This is a genomic window from Cellulomonas alba (genome assembly GCF_030362835.1).
In the GTDB taxonomy this organism is placed as follows: domain Bacteria; phylum Actinomycetota; class Actinomycetes; order Actinomycetales; family Cellulomonadaceae; genus Cellulomonas; species Cellulomonas alba.
In genome coordinates this window covers 414,679-429,960 of sequence record NZ_JAUCGQ010000002.1, presented here as the reverse complement: position 1 = coordinate 429,960, position 15,282 = coordinate 414,679, and the positions used below count along the sequence as shown (strand labels likewise).

Below are 15,282 nucleotides of genomic sequence, written 5' to 3'. Positions count from 1 at the left end.
CCCGTCACTACCTTGTGGAACCATCGTCGGGTTCAGGATAGATCGGCTGGAACGAAGGTGGTAGTCGAGCGCGTGGCGGCCGCGGTCGGTTCCGTCGAGCCGGGCCGGATCGCGGCCCGGCCGAACTTCGCGCGCACCTCGTCCATCGCCTTCTCGGCCTCGCGACGAGTGGCCACCGGTGCGTCGACGGCCTCGTCGAGCGTCGGCTGGTGCACTGCCGCGGACGCGTCGTCGAGCCCCTCGGCGCGCACGCCGATCAGCCGGACCGGCAGCCCGCGCAGGTCCACGCCGGCGAGCAGGTCGCGCGCGGCCAGGTAGATCTCCCGCGCGACATCGGTCGGCGTGGTGAGCGTGCGCGAGCGGCTGAGCGTTCGGAAGTCGGCGGTGCGAACCTTGATGCTCACGGTGCGCGCGACGAGCCGACGCTCGCGGAGCCGCGCGGCACACCGGTCCGCGAGCTCGAGCGCCTTGGCCTCGACGACGGCGGGGTCCGCGACGTCGACGACGAACGTCTCCTCCGCGCCGATCGACTTCTCGTCGCGCCGCGGCTCGACGGGCCGTGGGTCACGGCCCCACGCGAGATCGAACAGGTGCTTGCCGGCCACCTTGCCGACCGCCCGCTGCACCGTGGCGACGTCGCTGTCCGCCAGCTCCGCGACGGTGCGGATGCCCCAGCGCGCCAGCGATGCCTCCGTGCGCTCTCCGACCCCCCACAACGCACCGACGGGCAGGACGCGGAGGAAGTCGATCGTCGCGGCACGCGGGACGAGCAGCAGTCCGTCGGGCTTCGCGTGGCCGGACGCCAGCTTGGCCACGAACTTGTTCGCCGCGATCCCGACCGAGCACGTGATGCCGAACCGCTCGCGCACCTGGCGCCGGATGGCCTCGCCGATGACCGTGGGTGGGCCGAGCCGCCGGCGCGCGCCCGCGACGTCGAGGAACGCCTCGTCGACGCTCACCTGCTCGACGAGAGCGGTGACGTCGCCGAGAACGGCCATCACGCCCTTCGACACCTCGCGGTACGTCGCGTGGTCCGGCGGCACGACGACCGCCTGCGGACACAGCCGGAGCGCCGCGGCCATCGGCATGGCCGAGTGCACGCCGAACGCGCGCGCCTCGTAGGTCGCCGCGAGCACGACGCCGCGCTGGGCACCGCCCACGATCACCGGCAGGCCGCGCAGCTGAGGGCGCCGGGCGAGCTCGACGGACGCGAAGAACGCGTCCATGTCGACATGGAGGATCGAGCAGCCGTCCTCCTCGGTGCCCCAGCTCCGACGAGCGAGCTCCGAGCGTGGCCCGCGGCTCATGACGCGCGGACGGCGAGCATGCGCGGCGTGCGCGCGGCGTGCTCGTGGGGCGCCTCGACCGCGTCGCGCACGGCGTCGACGAAGTCCTCGGCGTCACACAGCGCCTGCTCGGCGCGCTCGGCCGTCACGGCGTCGAAGCGGCCGGCCTCGACGGCCGAGCGCAGACGCGCCGCGTCGGCGAAGTGCTGGGCCCAGCGTGACAGCTCCGGTGCGACCGCCTCGACCATCCCCCAGACCGACCGCGGCGTCCGGCGACCGGATGGCCGCCCACGCGAGGCGACGAGCGCGGCACCCGCGCGCAGCGCGGCGAGGTGGGCGTGCGAGAACTGCTCCCACGGCTCGGACGAGTACTGCGCGGCCAGGAGCTCGGAGTCCGCCCGCACGAGGAGGTCGGTCGACCGACGCGTCGGCGCGTCGGCGGCGGCGTGCGTCGCGTGCTGCGTCATGACTGCCTCCTTCGTGTCCGACCAGTATCGAACGTCTGTTCGATCCGCGTCAAGTGCTCTCGGCCCGCCGTACGGTGGGGCGCGTGCCAGGACGCAGCCGACCAGCCCGGCAGGGCTCAGCCTCCCACCGCGCACCGACACGCCGGCCGGCCGCGGGACCGTGGCCCACCGGACCCGTCGCGATCCCGACAGGCACGGTCGAGCTCGTGCGTGACCCCGACGACCCTGACGGCGTGACCGTCGTGGTCAACGGCGTGCCGAGCTCGTTCCTCGACCTGTCCGACCCGGCGCGTCTCGACTTCGAGTACATGCAGCAGATGGCCGCGTTCGTCGACCGCGTCGCACCGCGGGGCGAGCCCGTCGACGTCGTGCACCTCGGTGCCGCGGGGTGCGCGCTCGCGCGCGCGTTCGACGCCTCCCGGCCCGGTTCGCACCAGCTCGCCGTCGAGCTCGACACCGCGCTCGCCGAGCTCGTGCGTCGCTGGTTCGACCTGCCGCGCTCCCCCGCCCTGCGCATCCGGGCGGGCGACGCGCGTGCGGAGCTGACCAGGCTGGCGAGCGCGTCGGCGGACGTCGTCGTCCGCGACGTGTTCGCCGGCGACCGGACGCCCGGTCACGTCTGCACGCGCGAGATGGTCGAGCAGGTGGCGCGCGTGCTGCGTCCGGACGGCCTCTACCTCGTCAACTGCGCCGACCGGCCCCCGCTCACGCTCGCGCGCGCCGAGGCCGCCACGCTCGCCGACGTGTTCTCCGACGTGGCGGTCGTCGCCGAGCCGGCGCTGCTGCGGGGACGCGGTTACGGCAACGTGGTGCTCGCGGCGACCGACCGGACGGACCTGCTCGACGATGCGGGGCTCGAGCGCACCATCCGGAACCTGCCGGCGCCCGCGCGGCTCCTGCACGGGGACGAGGCGCGAGCATTCCGCGCCGGCGGCACCGTGCTGCGCGACCCGGCCCCCCCGCCCGACGCCGCGGCCTGACGCGACCGCCGCGAGGGCCGGGCGTCCAGCAGAGCCGCGCGCGTAGCGGAGCCGCACGCCCGAAGCGGTGAGGCCGCACCCCTGCTCGGGGCGCGGCCACGAAGCAGCAGGGCCGCACCCCTGGTCGGGGTGCGGCCCTGCGGGCAGATCGTCAGACGATCAGAGCGGGCGGACGTGCTCCGCCTGCGGGCCCTTCTGGCCCTGCGTGATCTCGAACTCGACGCGCTGGCCCTCCTCGAGGCTCCGGTAGCCCTGCGAGTCGATCGCGGAGTAGTGCACGAAGACGTCCGCGCCGCCGCCGTCCTGGGCGATGAAGCCATAGCCCTTCTCGGCGTTGAACCACTTGACAGCACCCTGTGCCATGTCCCTGTTTCCTTCTGTTCCATCCGGTGACGGCGTCGAGCACTGTGCTCGCACCGTGCCGCAATGCCTCACGTCCTGCACCGGGCGGCCCAGCCGGGACGGCTGGCGGGTACCGCGGAAGCGGCCCCGGTCAAGCGAGTACGTCACTGCAACGACGGCATCCTCGCACGTGGCTGTGGGGCGCGCCACGCTTTCGCGCACGGCGGAGGCCGTGTCCGGACAACGATCCGGTAAAGGTCACGTCACGCGACGGTCGCGGTCAGGAGTCGCCGTCGTCCGTCTGCTCGGCCAGGAACCGCTCGAACTCCGCGCCCAGCTCGTCCGCGGTCGGCAGCTCCGTCGCGCTCGCGAGCAGGCTGGTGCGCCCGATGTTCCGCGAGAACGCGTCGTACTGCTCCTCGAGCGCGTGCACCACGGCGGCGACCTCGGTCGAGCCCGCGACCTGGCGCTCGATCTCCTCGAGCGCGTCGTCCGCGGCGGAGCCGAGCGCCGCGACCCGCAGGTCGAGGCCCGTCAGCCGCTCGACGTTGGCGAGCCCCGCGACCGCCGCCTGCGGGAACGCCGACTGCGCCAGGTAGTGCGGCACGTGCACCGCGAACGACGCCGCGTCGTGGCCGGACTGCCCCAGCCGCAGCTCGAGGAGCGCGCTCGCGCTCGCCGGGACCTGGACCGTGCCGAACCATGACGGGTGGTCCGCCACCAGCTCGGGCCGCGTCGCGGAGGCCGTCACCGAGATCGGCCGCGTGTGCGGCACGCCCATCGGGATGCCGTGCAGCCCGACCGTCAGCGGCACGTCGAACCGCTCGACGATCTGGCGCACCGCGGCGACGTACCGCTCCCACTGCACGTCCGGCTCGACGCCGTGCAGCAGCAGGAACGGCAGCCCCGTGGCGTCCTCGACGAGGTCCACCGCGAGCTCGGGGTCGCCGTACTCGGTCCAGCCGGTGCGGTCGAACGTCATCGTGGGCCGACGCGAGCGGTAGTCGAGCAGCTGGTCGGCGTCGAACGTCGCGAGCCGCGCCGCGGGGAGCTCCTCGAGCAGGTGGCCCGCGGCGAGCTGGCCCGCGTTGCCCGCGTCGACGAAGCCGCGCACCGCGTGGACGAGCACCGGGCCGCGGCCCTCAGCCGTCCGCTCGGCGAGCTGCGCAGCGGTCTGCTCGTCGACCTCGTAGATGTCGCTCGGGTTGAGCATCGATCGTCCGACCCCTCGTCGTCGCCTCGGCCCGCACGGGCCCCTCTGCGTCCTGCAACGCGGCGGCAGCGCCCGCTCTTCCCGGCCTCAGCGCGCGGGCAGCCGGACGACCTCGACGAAGAAGTCGTCGATCTGCCGCACCACGTTGATGAACGCGTCGAAGTCGACGGGCTTCGTCACGTAGGCGTTGGCGTGCAGCGCGTAGCTGCGCACCACGTCCTCCTCGGCCTCCGAGGTCGTGAGCACGACCACCGGGATCGAGCGCAGGTCGGCGTCGGCCTTGAGAGCGGCGAGCACCTCGCGGCCGTCCATGCGCGGCAGGTTGAGGTCGAGCAGGATGAGGTCCGGGGTCGGTGCGTCGACGAACTCGCCCTCCTTGCGGAGGAACTCCATCGCGGTGACGCCGTCGGGCACGACCGCGAGCCGGTTGTTCAGCTTGTTGTCCTCGAACGCCTCGCGCGTCATGAGCACGTCGCCCGGGTCGTCCTCGACGAGCAGCACGTCGATGATCTTGCGGTCGTTCGGCACTGGTGGCCTCCGTGTCCGGGCCCTTGCGGGCGGCGTCAGTCGTCCTCGGCGGGCAGGGTCCAGCGGATGCTGGTGCCCTCGACGGTGTCGTCGGCGATCCAGATCCGGCCGCCGTGGAACTCGATGATCTTCTTGCAGAGCGCCAGTCCGATGCCGGTGCCGTCGTACACGTCCTTGGGGTGCAGCCGCTGGAAGATCACGAAGACGCGTTCCGCGTACTGCGGGTCGATACCGATGCCGTTGTCCCGACACTCGAGCTCCCAGGAGTCTGCCACCCGCCGCGCGCTCAGATGGACGCGAGGGGCACGCGTCGGGTCCCGGAACTTCACGGCGTTGCCGACGAGGTTCTGGAACAGCTGGTCGAGCAGCGCCGCCTCGCCGCGCACCGTGGGCAGCGGGTCGTGGGTGACGACGGCACCCGCCTCGGTGATCGACTCCTCGAGGTTGTCGAGCGCGTGCGCGAGCGACTGCTCGAGGTCGACGTCCGTGACCTCGCCGCCCACCCGGCCCACGCGGGAGAAGCCGAGCAGGTCCTGGATCAGGCGCTGCATGCGCTTCGCGCCGTCGACCGCGAACGCGACGTACTGCTGACCGCGCTCGTCGAGCTCGTCGCCGTACCGCTTGGCGAGGAGCTGCGTGAAGCTCGCGACCTTCCGCAGCGGCTCCTGGAGGTCGTGCGACGCGACGTACGCGAACTGCTCGAGGTCGCGGTTCGACCGACGCAGCTCCTCCGCCTGGTCCGCGAGGCGGTCGTGCGCGGCCTCGATCTCGGCCCGCGACGCCTCGACGAGCCGGACCTGCGCGTGCAGCGTGCCGCGCATGCGCTCCACGTCCGTGCCGAGCGCGCGGATCTCGCCGGGCCCGGTCGGCACCACGGGGTGCGCGAGGTCGCCGTCCGCGACCTGCTGCGCGTCGAGGGCGAGTCGGTCGAGCGGCTCGAGGACCCACCGCTTCAGCGCGACCCACAGGACCACGCCCACCGCGAGGGCCGCCAGCACGAGGACCGCGACGATCGCCGAGGCCACGCGCGTCCACAGGTGGAGCTCCGACTTCGCCGCGTCCCGCGCGTCGTCGAGCTGGGCGAGGTACGCGTTCGCCGCCGCGCGCGCGTCGTCGAACAGCTTCTTGCCGCCCTCGACCTGGTCGGTCGTCACCGACTGACGGCCCTGGGAGGCCACCTGCGCGATGAGAGGGCGCGCGAACTCGTCCTGCCACCGTTGCGCCGCGGTGTCGGCCGCGCGTGCGACCTGGCCGAGGCTCGCGTCACCGCTGACCTTGGCGAGCTCGTCCGCGACCGAGGCGAACGACGTCCTGGACGCGACCGAGCGGTTCCACGGCTCGAGCGTGACGTCGTCGCCCGTGAGCGCGTAGCCACGCACGCCGGTCTCCGCGTCGACGAGCTGGAGGTAGACGTCGTTCGCCGTCGTGATCGCGCCGAAGTACGTGTCGGTCACGGCCGTCTGCCGGTCGACGAGCCGCGCGAACACGGCCGCGGTGAGCACCAGGATCAGGCCCAGCACCACGGCACACGCCACGAGGAGCGAGCGCAGGCGACGCCGCAGGGTGGCGGCGCCGCGCGTCGAGGTCGGCGCGAGGCTCATCCGCCCCACCCCACGAGCACGACGGCCGCGTCGTCGACGAGATCGCCGCCGTGGATCTCGCGTACGCGCGCCAGCACGCGGTGCACGAGGTCCGTCCCGTCCTGGGCGGCCGCCTGGTCGTCGGACGACGTCGTCACGGCCGGCTCCGTGGCTCGCTGCACCTCGTCGACCACCGCGCACAGGCCGGCCTTGCCGAGCCGCTCCCGTCCGTCGCCGATCGTCGCCTCGAGCAGGCCGTCCGTGTAGAGCAGGACGCGCCAGCGCGGCCCGAGGTGCAGCCTCGCCGGCTCCCACCCGCCCGTGACCGGGATCCCGAGTGCGCGGCCGCGGTGGCCGGTCGGCAGCAGCTCGGCGCTCGGGTCGAGCAGGAACGGCACGGGGTGACCCGCGAGGTAGAGGTCGGCGGACTCGCGGTCGGGCGCCACGGCGAGCATCGCCGCCGTCGTGAACACCTCCGGGCGGTGCCGCTCGGACGCGAGGACCCGCTCGAGCAGCCCGAAGATCTCGCCCGCGGGCGTCCCCGCGATCACGAGCGTGCGCCACGCGGTGCGCAGCGTCGCACCGAGCGCCGCCTCGTCCGGCCCGTGGCCGCAGACGTCCCCGACGAGCGCGAGGACGGTGCCGTCGGGCCGTTCGACCACGTCGTAGAAGTCGCCGCCCAGCAGGCCGTCGCGCCCGGCGCGGTAGCCGACGCGCACGTCCAGGCCCGCGTCGGAGACCATCGGCTTCGGCAGCAGGGCACGCTCGAGGCGGTTCGTCTCCTCCGCGCGCACGAGGCTGCGGTACAGCTCACGGTCCGTGAGGTCCAGGCGGCGGCGCTGGATCGCGTAGCGGACCGAGCGGCCGAGCGTCTCCCCGTCGACCTCGCCCTTGACCAGGTAGTCCTGCGCGCCGGCGGCGAGAGCGCGTAGGCCCACCTCCGTGCCGGCGAGCCCCGTGAGGACGACGACGGCGGGTGCGCCGGCGGCGAGGAGCCGCTCGAGCGCCGGCAGGCCGACCGCGTCCGGCAGGCCGAGGTCGAGCAGGACGCAGTCGACGTCGAGCCGCGCGACCGCCTCGTCGAGCGTGCGCACCCAGTCGAGGTCCACCGTCAGCCCGGCGTCCTCGAGGTGCTCGCGCACGAGCAGCGCGTCACCGTCGTCGTCCTCGACGAGCAGCAGCCGGATGGCGTCGTCACGCAGGGGGTCCCGTCGACCGGGCGCCGAGGCGTGCCCTGGGGCGGTGGCGTGAGTCACGAGCTCCTTCGTCCTGCGCGGCGGAGGGGGGACGCGCGCTACCGAAGCGTAGGTGCGACAGGCGCTCACGGCCGCCCGGCGGCTGTCAGCCACTCGGACGGACGTGTGCCGGCGCCCCGCCGGAGGCGGATAATGGACGGCCGCTCGGCACGCCGGGCGGGTGCCGTGCACTGCGCAGGCGCCCGCCACGGAGGGCCCGAGCGCTCGGCACCAGACGTCGTCGGACGGGAGAACGCGCAGGTGACAGGCATCGACGCGGAGCTGGCCGACGAGCAGCACGTCGTGGACCGGCTCTACGGCCGGCTCGACGACCTGCGGGCGGAGACCCGGTCGCGGCTGGCGGACGTCCGGCGTCAGGGCCCCAGCGGGTCGCCCCAGAACCGCAGCGAGCGCGACGCGTTCGCCACGTTGTACGAGAACCGCGTCGCGCAGCTCGAGGCGGTGGAGGAGCGGCTCGTGTTCGGGCGGCTCGACCTGACCGACGGCTCGCGGCGGTACATCGGCCGGCTCGGGCTGACGGACGAGGAGCGCACGTCGCTGCTCACCGACTGGCGCGCGCCGGCCGCGCAGGCGTTCTACCGGGCGACCGCGGCCCACCCCGACGACGTCGTGCGTCGCCGCCACGTCGTGACGCGCGGCCGCACCGTGACCGGCGTCGAGGACGAGCTCCTGGACCTGGACTCGGCGACCGACGTCGGCATGCTGACCGGCGAGGGCGCTCTGCTCGCCACGCTCGCCGAGGGCCGCACGGGTCGCATGGGCGACATCGTCGCGACCATCCAGGCGGAGCAGGACGCGATCATCCGGTCCGAGCTCGGCGGGGCCCTCGTCGTCCAGGGCGGTCCCGGCACCGGGAAGACCGCCGTGGCGCTGCACCGCGCCGCCTACCTGCTGTACGCGCACCGCCGCACGCTCGAGCGCTCGGGCGTGCTGCTCGTCGGCCCGTCACGCACCTTCCTGCGGTACATCGACCAGGTGCTGCCCTCCCTCGGCGAGACCGGGGTCGTGACCTCGACCGTCGCGGAGCTCGTGCCCGGCGTCGAGGCGATCGGGAGCGAGCCGGACGAGGTCGCCGAGATCAAGGGCCGCGCGCTCTGGGCCGACCTGATCGCCCGCGCGGTGCGCCAGCGCGAGCGCGTGCCGGCCGAGCCGGTCCGGGTGCGTGTCGACGGTCGCACGGTCGTGGTCCGCCCCGGCGACGTCGCGTCCGCGATCGCCCGCGCGCGCCGCAACCACCGGCCGCACAACCTGGCGCGCGTCGCGTTCGTGCGCGACATGCTCGGCCGGCTCGCGGAGCAGTACGTGCGCCAGCTCGCGTTCGACGTGCCGCCCGACGAGCGCGGCGAGATCGTCGAGGACCTGCGCTCGCACCGCGACATCCGCGTCGCGCTGAACCTCGCGTGGATGCCGCTGACGCCGCAGAAGCTGCTCGCCGACCTCTACGCGAAGCCGTGGCGCCTCGAGGCGGCGGCGCCCGACCTGACGCCGCGCGAGCGCGAGCTGCTCCGGCGTGACCCCGACGCGCCGTTCACCCCCGCCGACGTCCCGCTGCTCGACGAGGCGGCCGAGCTGCTCGGCGAGGACGACCAGGCCCAGCGTGCCCAGGCCAAGGCCGACGCCGACCGCCGCGCGAGCGAGCTCGAGTACGCGCGGCAGGTGCTCCAGCAGACGGGCAGCGCGCCGTACGTCTCGGCCGAGATGCTCGCCGACCGCTTCGCGGGCACCGGCCCCACCCTGACGACCGCCGAGCGCGCCGCGTCGGACCGCACGTGGACCTACGGGCACGTGGTGGTCGACGAGGCCCAGGAGCTCTCCCCCATGGCGTGGCGCGCACTGCTCCGGCGCGTCCCGACGCGGTCGCTCACGATCGTCGGCGACGTCGCGCAGACGACGGCGTCCGCCGGTGCGCGCAGCTGGCGCGCGCAGCTCGACCCGCTGCTCCGCTCGTCATGGCGCCTCGCGGAGCTGACCGTCAACTACCGGACGCCCGCGACGGTGGCCGAGACCGCGCGCCGTGTCGCGGTCGCGGCAGGGCTGCCCGTCAGCCCGCTGACGTCCGCGCGCGACGTGCCGGACGCGCTCGTCACCGAGCGTGTCCCCGCGGACGCGGTGGTCGCCGCGGCCGTGCGGCGCGCCTCGAAGGCCGTGGACGAGGTCCGCGACGAGTCCGGTGCGGGGCGCGTCGCGGTGATCGCGGTGCGGGCGTCGCTCGACGCGATCGACGCCGCGCTGCGCGAGGACGGGCTCGTCGCCGCGCGCGCCGGTACCGGGGTCGTCGACCTCGACGCGTCCCTGGTGCTCCTCGCGCCCGACGAGGCGAAGGGCCTCGAGTTCGACGCCGTCGTCCTGCTCGAGCCGGCCGACGTGCTGGCCGGCGGAGCGGGCGACCTCTACGTCGCGATGACGCGTCCGACGCACGCGCTGCACGTGCTGCACGCCGCGCCGCTGCCGGACGGGTGGGCCGCCTGATGGCGGTCCCGGCGCTCGGCTTCGGCGTGATCCCGCGCGATCCGCGGCCCTCGCACACCGAGACGGCTGTCCGTAGGACGGACCTCCCGACAAGTCGCTTGCCGTGGGGCGCACCATAGGGACGTGCCCAAGGCCCTTCTGCTCGAGAACCTCCATCCCCAGGCCCGCTCGATCCTCGAGGCGGCCGGGTTCGACGTGACGACCCGCACCGGGGCGCTCGACGAGTCCGAGCTGATCGAGGCGCTCGAGGGCGTGCACCTGCTCGGCATCCGGTCCAAGACCCAGGTGACGCAGACGGTGCTCGAGAACGCGCCCGACCTCGTCTCTGTCGGCGCGTACTGCATCGGGACCAACCAGATCGACCTCGCCGGCGCCGCGCACCGCGGCATCGCGACGTTCAACGCGCCGTTCTCGAACACGCGGTCCGTCGTCGAGGTCGCGATCGCCGACATCATCTCGCTGACGCGACGCCTGACCGTGTTCAACGCCGAGATGCACGACGGCATCTGGAACAAGTCGGCGACGGGTGCGCACGAGGTGCGCGGCCGGACGCTGGGCATCATCGGCTACGGCAACATCGGCACCCAGCTCTCGGTGCTCGCCGAGAACCTCGGCATGCGCGTCGTGTTCTACGACACCGCCGAGAAGCTCGCGCTCGGCAACGCGCGCCGCATGGACACGCTCGACGAGCTGCTCGAGACGGCGGACGTCGTCACGCTGCACGTGGACGGCCGCGCGGGCAACGCCGGACTGTTCGGCGCCAAGCAGATCGCGCGCATGAAGCCGGGCGCGATCCTGCTGAACCTCTCGCGCGGGTTCGTGGTCGACCCCGCCTCGGTGCGTGACGCGATCGTGTCCGGCCACCTGTCCGGTGCCGCGATCGACGTCTTCCCGGTCGAGCCGAAGCGCAAGGGCGACCCGTTCGAGTCGGAGCTGCGCGGCCTGCCGAACGTCATCCTCACGCCGCACACCGGCGGCTCGACCGAGGAGGCGCAGGAGGCGATCGGCATCTTCGTGTCGAACAAGGTGCGCGACTACTTCGCCACCGGCTCGACCACGCTCAGCGTGAACCTGCCGAACCTCGCGCTCGACACGACGCCTGGCGTGCACCGCGTCGCCTACCTGCACCGCAACGTGCCGGGGGTGCTGGCCGCGGTCAACGCGACGCTCGCCGAGCACGGCGTGAACATCGAGGGCCAGCTGCTCGCGACGCGCGGCGAGATCGGGTACGTCGTCACCGACGCCGGGTCGCCGGTCGACGAGGCGGCGATCGCGGCGCTCCGGTCGCGGCCCGAGTCGGTCCGTCTGCGCCTGCTCTCCTAGGCGCCGCTCCACCTGTCGTACGACGAAGGCGGCCCCGCTCGTTGCGGGGCCGCCTTCGTGCGTCATCGAGTGGTGCGCGATCGCCCACTCGTCGGGTCGGCGCTCACTCCCCCGCGGGGTCGGGATGCCCGGCCGTCGCGGTCGGCGCACTTCACCGCCCGTGCGGTGTCAGGACGAGCCCGACTTCCGCTGGAAGCGCCGCTGGGCGGGTCCCGTCGTCTCCGACCCGTGCACGTGGCCGGTGTTCGTCGAGCCGTCCGCCGAGCGGTGGCTCGCGCCCTTCTTGCGCTCGAGCGCCTCGCGGAACTTCGCCTTGGCGTCCTCGCTCGGGGCGGTCGACGCCGCAGCATCCTGCTGCTCGGCCATGGGTCCTCCTGTCGTCGTCACCGGGTCGTCCCGCCAGACTGGCGGACCCGCCTGCTGCGTGCCACACGGCACCCTTCCCGACGCCGCCGCCGGGCCTGCTACTCACTCGATCGCAGCGCCCGCCACCGGCGACGGTCGCGGCCCCTCGGACGGCTCAACCGACCGTCGTGCGCTCCTCGCTCGGTTCTGACGATCGCGTCGCGCCCGGCCCCGCACCGGCACCGGGCGGCGCCTGCGCGCCGCCGTCTGCCGCATCACCCGTGCCAGCTGCCAGCCTCGAGCTGTCACTCCCCCCGGACGCGTCGTCGTCGCGGGGGACGCCGTCACCGGCGCCGGGCGCACCCTCCCCGGCGTCGCCGTCCTCGTCCTCCTGGCCGCGCTCGGCGCGGAGCACGGTGATCGCGGCCTCGAAGTCCTCGAGCGACTCGAAGGCTTGGTAGACGCTCGCGAAGCGCAGGTAGGCGACCTCGTCAAGATCGCGCAGCGGACCGAGGATCGCCAGCCCGATCTCATAGGCGTCGATCTCCGCCGAACCGGACGATCTCAGCGTCTCCTCGACGCGCTGAGCGAGGATCGCCAGGTCGTCCTCGCTGACCGGCCGCCCCTGACACGCCTTGCGCACGCCGTTGACGATCTTCTCGCGGCTGAACGGCTCGGTCGCGCCCGAACGCTTGACCACCGAGAGGCTGGCGGTCTCGACGGTGGTGAAGCGCCGGTTGCAGTTCGGGCACTGGCGCCTGCGGCGGATGGACGATCCGTCGTCGGACGTGCGCGAGTCGACGACTCGGGAGTCCGGGTGACGGCAGAACGGACAGTGCACCGCGCGCTCCTTCGAACGTGGCGGGCGGCGCACCATGCACCGCTGGACGACCAACCGACGCTAGGCCACCGTCCGACCACGTGCAAGGACGATCGCCCCCGACGCCCCGCGCGCCGTCAGCCGACGGGCACCACGATGATCTGGCCGGCCATCAGACCTGCGCTCGGAAGGTGGTTGAGCCGCACGAGGCGGTCGACGGTGTCGCGGACGTCGTGCCCCGGCGGGGTGATGCCCGCGGCGATCCGCCACAGGGTCTCGCCCGGCGCGACGACGTGGCGCTGCACCTCCTGAGCCGAGACCGTGCCATCGGCACTCGCCTGGGACGCGAACAGGACGGCGCCGACCCCGAGGGCGAGAGCCAGCAGGAGAAGGACGAGACGACCGCGGAGCGTGAGGCGCAGCGCCGCCGGGCGCGGCTCGCGGCCACCCGCCGTCGGGACGACTCGCGCATCCGCCGCCGCACGCCGCTGCGTCCGCGCCGGGGTGAGGGCCGTCGTCCGCGGTGCGGGGCTCAGGACCATCGCGCTCATGTCACTCGTCCTCTCGTCTCGGCGTCCTGCCGCCGCCCATCGGGGCCGCCGGTTCGAACGCCTGTTCGTCGTACGCCTGTGCTAGTTCTAGCACCGGGCTCCGACACGCGTCCAGAGAAACGTCGAACAGATGTTTGATCTGTCCCCGCTGCGCCCCTACGCTGTCGGTTGCAGGACGAAGCGCACCACGAGGCACTGACATCGGCGTCCGACCAGCACTGCGGCCACCGGACGGCACGCAGCGCGACGGGCACCGAACGAGACGGACGACACGAGGAGCACGCAGTGGGCGACGCACGCGACACGACGGCTGACGAGGGCATGGCGACGGTCCACACGCTCCCGGGCGCGCGCCCGGAGCGCGGTCTGACGGTTCGCCAGCGCCGCGTGCTCGACACGATCCGGGAGTCCGTCGAGAGCCGGGGCTACCCGCCGAGCATGCGCGAGATCGGCGAGGCGGTCGGCCTGACGAGCCCGTCGAGCGTCAAGCACCAGCTCGTGGCGCTCGAGCGCAAGGGCTACCTCCGCCGCGACCCCAACCGCCCCCGCGCGATCGAGGTCGTGCACCCCGACGACTCCCGGACGGCGCGTCCGCTCGCGCCGTCGGCCGCGACCGTGGCGCCCGTCGGCGACGACGAGCAGCTGCCGGCGCCCTCGTACGTGCCCGTGGTCGGACGGATCGCCGCGGGCGGTCCGATCCTCGCCGAGCAGGTCGTCGAGGACGTCTTCCCGCTGCCGCGCCAGCTGGTCGGCGACGGCGAGCTCTTCCTGCTCAAGGTCCAGGGCGACTCGATGATCGACGCGGCCATCTGCGACGGCGACTGGGTGGTCGTCCGGCGACAGCCGGTCGCCGAGAACGGCGAGATCGTCGCGGCGATGATCGACGGCGAGGCCACGGTCAAGACGCTCAAGCGCGCCGACGGCCACGTGTGGCTGCTGCCGCACAACGCGGCGTACCCGCCGATCCCCGGTGACGACGCGGTCGTCCTGGGCCGCGTGGTGAGCGTCCTCCGCAGCCTCTGAGCCCTCCTCCGCCGGGGGTCGGGCCGCGCCCTGGCGCGAGCGCCGGCGGCTGCGCGAGCACGCGGACGTCGAGCGTCAGTAGCCGAACTGACGCGCGACCGCGCGGACGGCGTCGGCCGATTTCCGCATGCCGGCGAGCTCGTCAACCGACATCGGCACCTCGAGCTGGTCGGTGACGCCCCGCCGGCCGACCAACGTCGGCACCGACAGGCAGACGTCGCTGATGCCGTGGTAGTCGTTGAGCAGCGACGACACCGGCAGCACCCGGTCCTCGTCCTTGAGGATCGCCTCGATGATGCGCGAGCCGGCCAGCGCGATCGCGTAGTTCGTCGCGCCCTTGCCGGCGATGATCCGGTACGCCGACTCGACGACCTCGTGCGCGATCTCGTCGCGCACCTCCGACGTCAGCGGCCCTCGGACGCCGATGCCACCCCACTCGAGGAGCGGCACGCCGCCGATCGACGCCGAGCTCCACAGCGGGAGCTCGCTGTCGCCGTGCTCGCCCGCGACGTACGCGTGCACGTTCTGCACGGCGACCCCGGTGCGCTGCGCGATCAGGTAGCGCAGCCGCGAGGAGTCGAGCACCGTGCCGGAGCCGAACAGCTGGTTCGACGGGAGGCCCGAGATCTTCAGCGCCGCGTACGTCACGACGTCGACGGGGTTCGTCACCATGACGTACGTCGCGTTCGGCGCGACCTGGACGACGGACGGCAGCACCTTCGAGACGAGCGAGATCGTCGCCCCCGCGAGGTCGAGGCGAGTCTGCCCGGGCTTCTGCTTGGCGCCCGCGGTGAAGACCACGACGTCGGCGTCCGCGCACACGGAGATGTCGTCGGAGCCGACGATCTCCGCCATCGGCATGAACTGGATCCCGTGCCCGAGGTCGAGCACCTCGGCCTCGACCTTGGCGGTGTTGATGTCGAACAGCGCGACGGATCGCGCTGCCCCGCGCATGAGGGCCGCGTACGCCATCGTCGAGCCCACGGCCCCCGCGCCGACGATCGCGAGCTTCGAGGTCCGGCGGGTCGGCGTGGCCGGTGCGAGGTCGAGGTCGTCGTCGGTGTCGAGGTTCTCGGTCATCGGTGCTCCCAGGTCGGGC

General features: G+C 73.6%; 14 protein-coding genes and 1 pseudogene. 4 read left to right on the top strand and 11 right to left on the bottom strand.

The genetic code is table 11. The annotated features are described in order from the left end of the window. Positions 1 to 32 precede the first annotated feature (32 nt). Together QRT04_RS14680 and QRT04_RS14675 are read right to left on the bottom strand one after the other, a co-directional pair. Positions 33 to 1,307 carry a DNA polymerase IV gene (locus QRT04_RS14680; RefSeq protein WP_289456260.1) on the bottom strand — a complete coding sequence of 425 codons (1,275 nt, stop codon included), beginning with the start codon at positions 1,305 to 1,307 and terminating at the stop codon, positions 33 to 35. Then, the gene (locus tag QRT04_RS14675; protein ID WP_289456259.1) at positions 1,304 to 1,753 is read right to left on the bottom strand and encodes an SAV_6107 family HEPN domain-containing protein; all 450 of its coding nucleotides are present in this window, start codon (positions 1,751 to 1,753) and stop codon (positions 1,304 to 1,306) included. The genes QRT04_RS14680 and QRT04_RS14675 overlap by 4 nt, the downstream gene beginning before the upstream one ends. A gap of 206 nt (positions 1,754 to 1,959) precedes the next feature. Between QRT04_RS14675 and QRT04_RS14670 the strand changes: the two genes are divergently transcribed. Then, positions 1,960 to 2,733, top strand: coding sequence for a spermidine synthase (locus tag QRT04_RS14670; protein ID WP_289456258.1), 774 nt, complete (start codon positions 1,960 to 1,962; stop codon positions 2,731 to 2,733). 159 nt (positions 2,734 to 2,892) lie between these two features. On the opposite strand, the gene QRT04_RS14665 is transcribed toward QRT04_RS14670, so the two are convergent. From QRT04_RS14665 to QRT04_RS14645, 5 genes are all read right to left on the bottom strand, one after another. Continuing rightward, the gene (locus QRT04_RS14665) at positions 2,893 to 3,096 is read right to left on the bottom strand and encodes a cold-shock protein (protein WP_289456257.1); all 204 of its coding nucleotides are present in this window, start codon (positions 3,094 to 3,096) and stop codon (positions 2,893 to 2,895) included. A gap of 259 nt (positions 3,097 to 3,355) precedes the next feature. Then, positions 3,356 to 4,288, bottom strand: a complete 933-nt coding sequence (locus tag QRT04_RS14660) for a PAC2 family protein (protein ID WP_289456256.1) — start codon at positions 4,286 to 4,288, stop codon at positions 3,356 to 3,358. Positions 4,289 to 4,375: 87 nt separating this feature from the next. Then, positions 4,376 to 4,816 carry a response regulator gene (locus QRT04_RS14655; RefSeq protein WP_289456255.1) on the bottom strand — a complete coding sequence of 147 codons (441 nt, stop codon included), beginning with the start codon at positions 4,814 to 4,816 and terminating at the stop codon, positions 4,376 to 4,378. A 35-nt stretch (positions 4,817 to 4,851) separates the two neighbouring features. Next, the gene (locus QRT04_RS14650) at positions 4,852 to 6,417 is read right to left on the bottom strand and encodes a sensor histidine kinase (protein ID WP_289456254.1); all 1,566 of its coding nucleotides are present in this window, start codon (positions 6,415 to 6,417) and stop codon (positions 4,852 to 4,854) included. After that, complete coding sequence (locus QRT04_RS14645; protein ID WP_407653641.1) at positions 6,414 to 7,652, bottom strand: PP2C family protein-serine/threonine phosphatase; 1,239 nt, start codon at positions 7,650 to 7,652, stop codon at positions 6,414 to 6,416. Before QRT04_RS14645 ends, QRT04_RS14650 begins: the two co-directional genes overlap by 4 nt. A 240-nt stretch (positions 7,653 to 7,892) precedes the next feature. On the opposite strand from QRT04_RS14645, the gene QRT04_RS14640 reads away from it, so the two are divergent. Both QRT04_RS14640 and serA read left to right on the top strand, forming a co-directional pair. Next, a complete protein-coding gene (locus QRT04_RS14640) occupies positions 7,893 to 10,121 on the top strand; it encodes a HelD family protein (RefSeq protein WP_289456253.1) in 2,229 nt (742 codons plus the stop codon). A gap of 123 nt (positions 10,122 to 10,244) precedes the next feature. Beyond that, positions 10,245 to 11,444, top strand: a complete 1,200-nt coding sequence (gene serA / locus QRT04_RS14635; RefSeq protein WP_289456252.1) for a phosphoglycerate dehydrogenase — start codon at positions 10,245 to 10,247, stop codon at positions 11,442 to 11,444. A 168-nt stretch (positions 11,445 to 11,612) separates the two neighbouring features. Here the strand turns inward: serA and QRT04_RS14630 are convergent, their stop codons facing one another. From QRT04_RS14630 to QRT04_RS14620, 3 genes and pseudogenes are all read right to left on the bottom strand, one after another. Further along, the gene (locus QRT04_RS14630; RefSeq protein ID WP_289456250.1) at positions 11,613 to 11,810 is read right to left on the bottom strand and encodes a DUF5302 domain-containing protein; all 198 of its coding nucleotides are present in this window, start codon (positions 11,808 to 11,810) and stop codon (positions 11,613 to 11,615) included. 343 nt (positions 11,811 to 12,153) lie between these two features. Then, positions 12,154 to 12,630, bottom strand: a pseudogene (nrdR, locus tag QRT04_RS14625) (transcriptional regulator NrdR); the annotation flags it as partial. A 116-nt stretch (positions 12,631 to 12,746) separates the two neighbouring features. Further along, positions 12,747 to 13,160 carry a LysM peptidoglycan-binding domain-containing protein gene (locus QRT04_RS14620; protein ID WP_289456249.1) on the bottom strand — a complete coding sequence of 138 codons (414 nt, stop codon included), beginning with the start codon at positions 13,158 to 13,160 and terminating at the stop codon, positions 12,747 to 12,749. A gap of 321 nt (positions 13,161 to 13,481) precedes the next feature. Between QRT04_RS14620 and lexA the strand changes: the two genes are divergently transcribed. Then, positions 13,482 to 14,183 (top strand): transcriptional repressor LexA, encoded by a 702-nt coding sequence (gene lexA / locus QRT04_RS14615; protein ID WP_289456377.1) that lies wholly within the window; start codon positions 13,482 to 13,484, stop codon positions 14,181 to 14,183. A 75-nt stretch (positions 14,184 to 14,258) separates the two neighbouring features. Here lexA and QRT04_RS14610 read toward each other — a convergent pair whose 3' ends face one another. Then, positions 14,259 to 15,263, bottom strand: coding sequence for an L-lactate dehydrogenase (locus tag QRT04_RS14610; protein ID WP_289456248.1), 1,005 nt, complete (start codon positions 15,261 to 15,263; stop codon positions 14,259 to 14,261). Positions 15,264 to 15,282 lie beyond the last annotated feature (19 nt).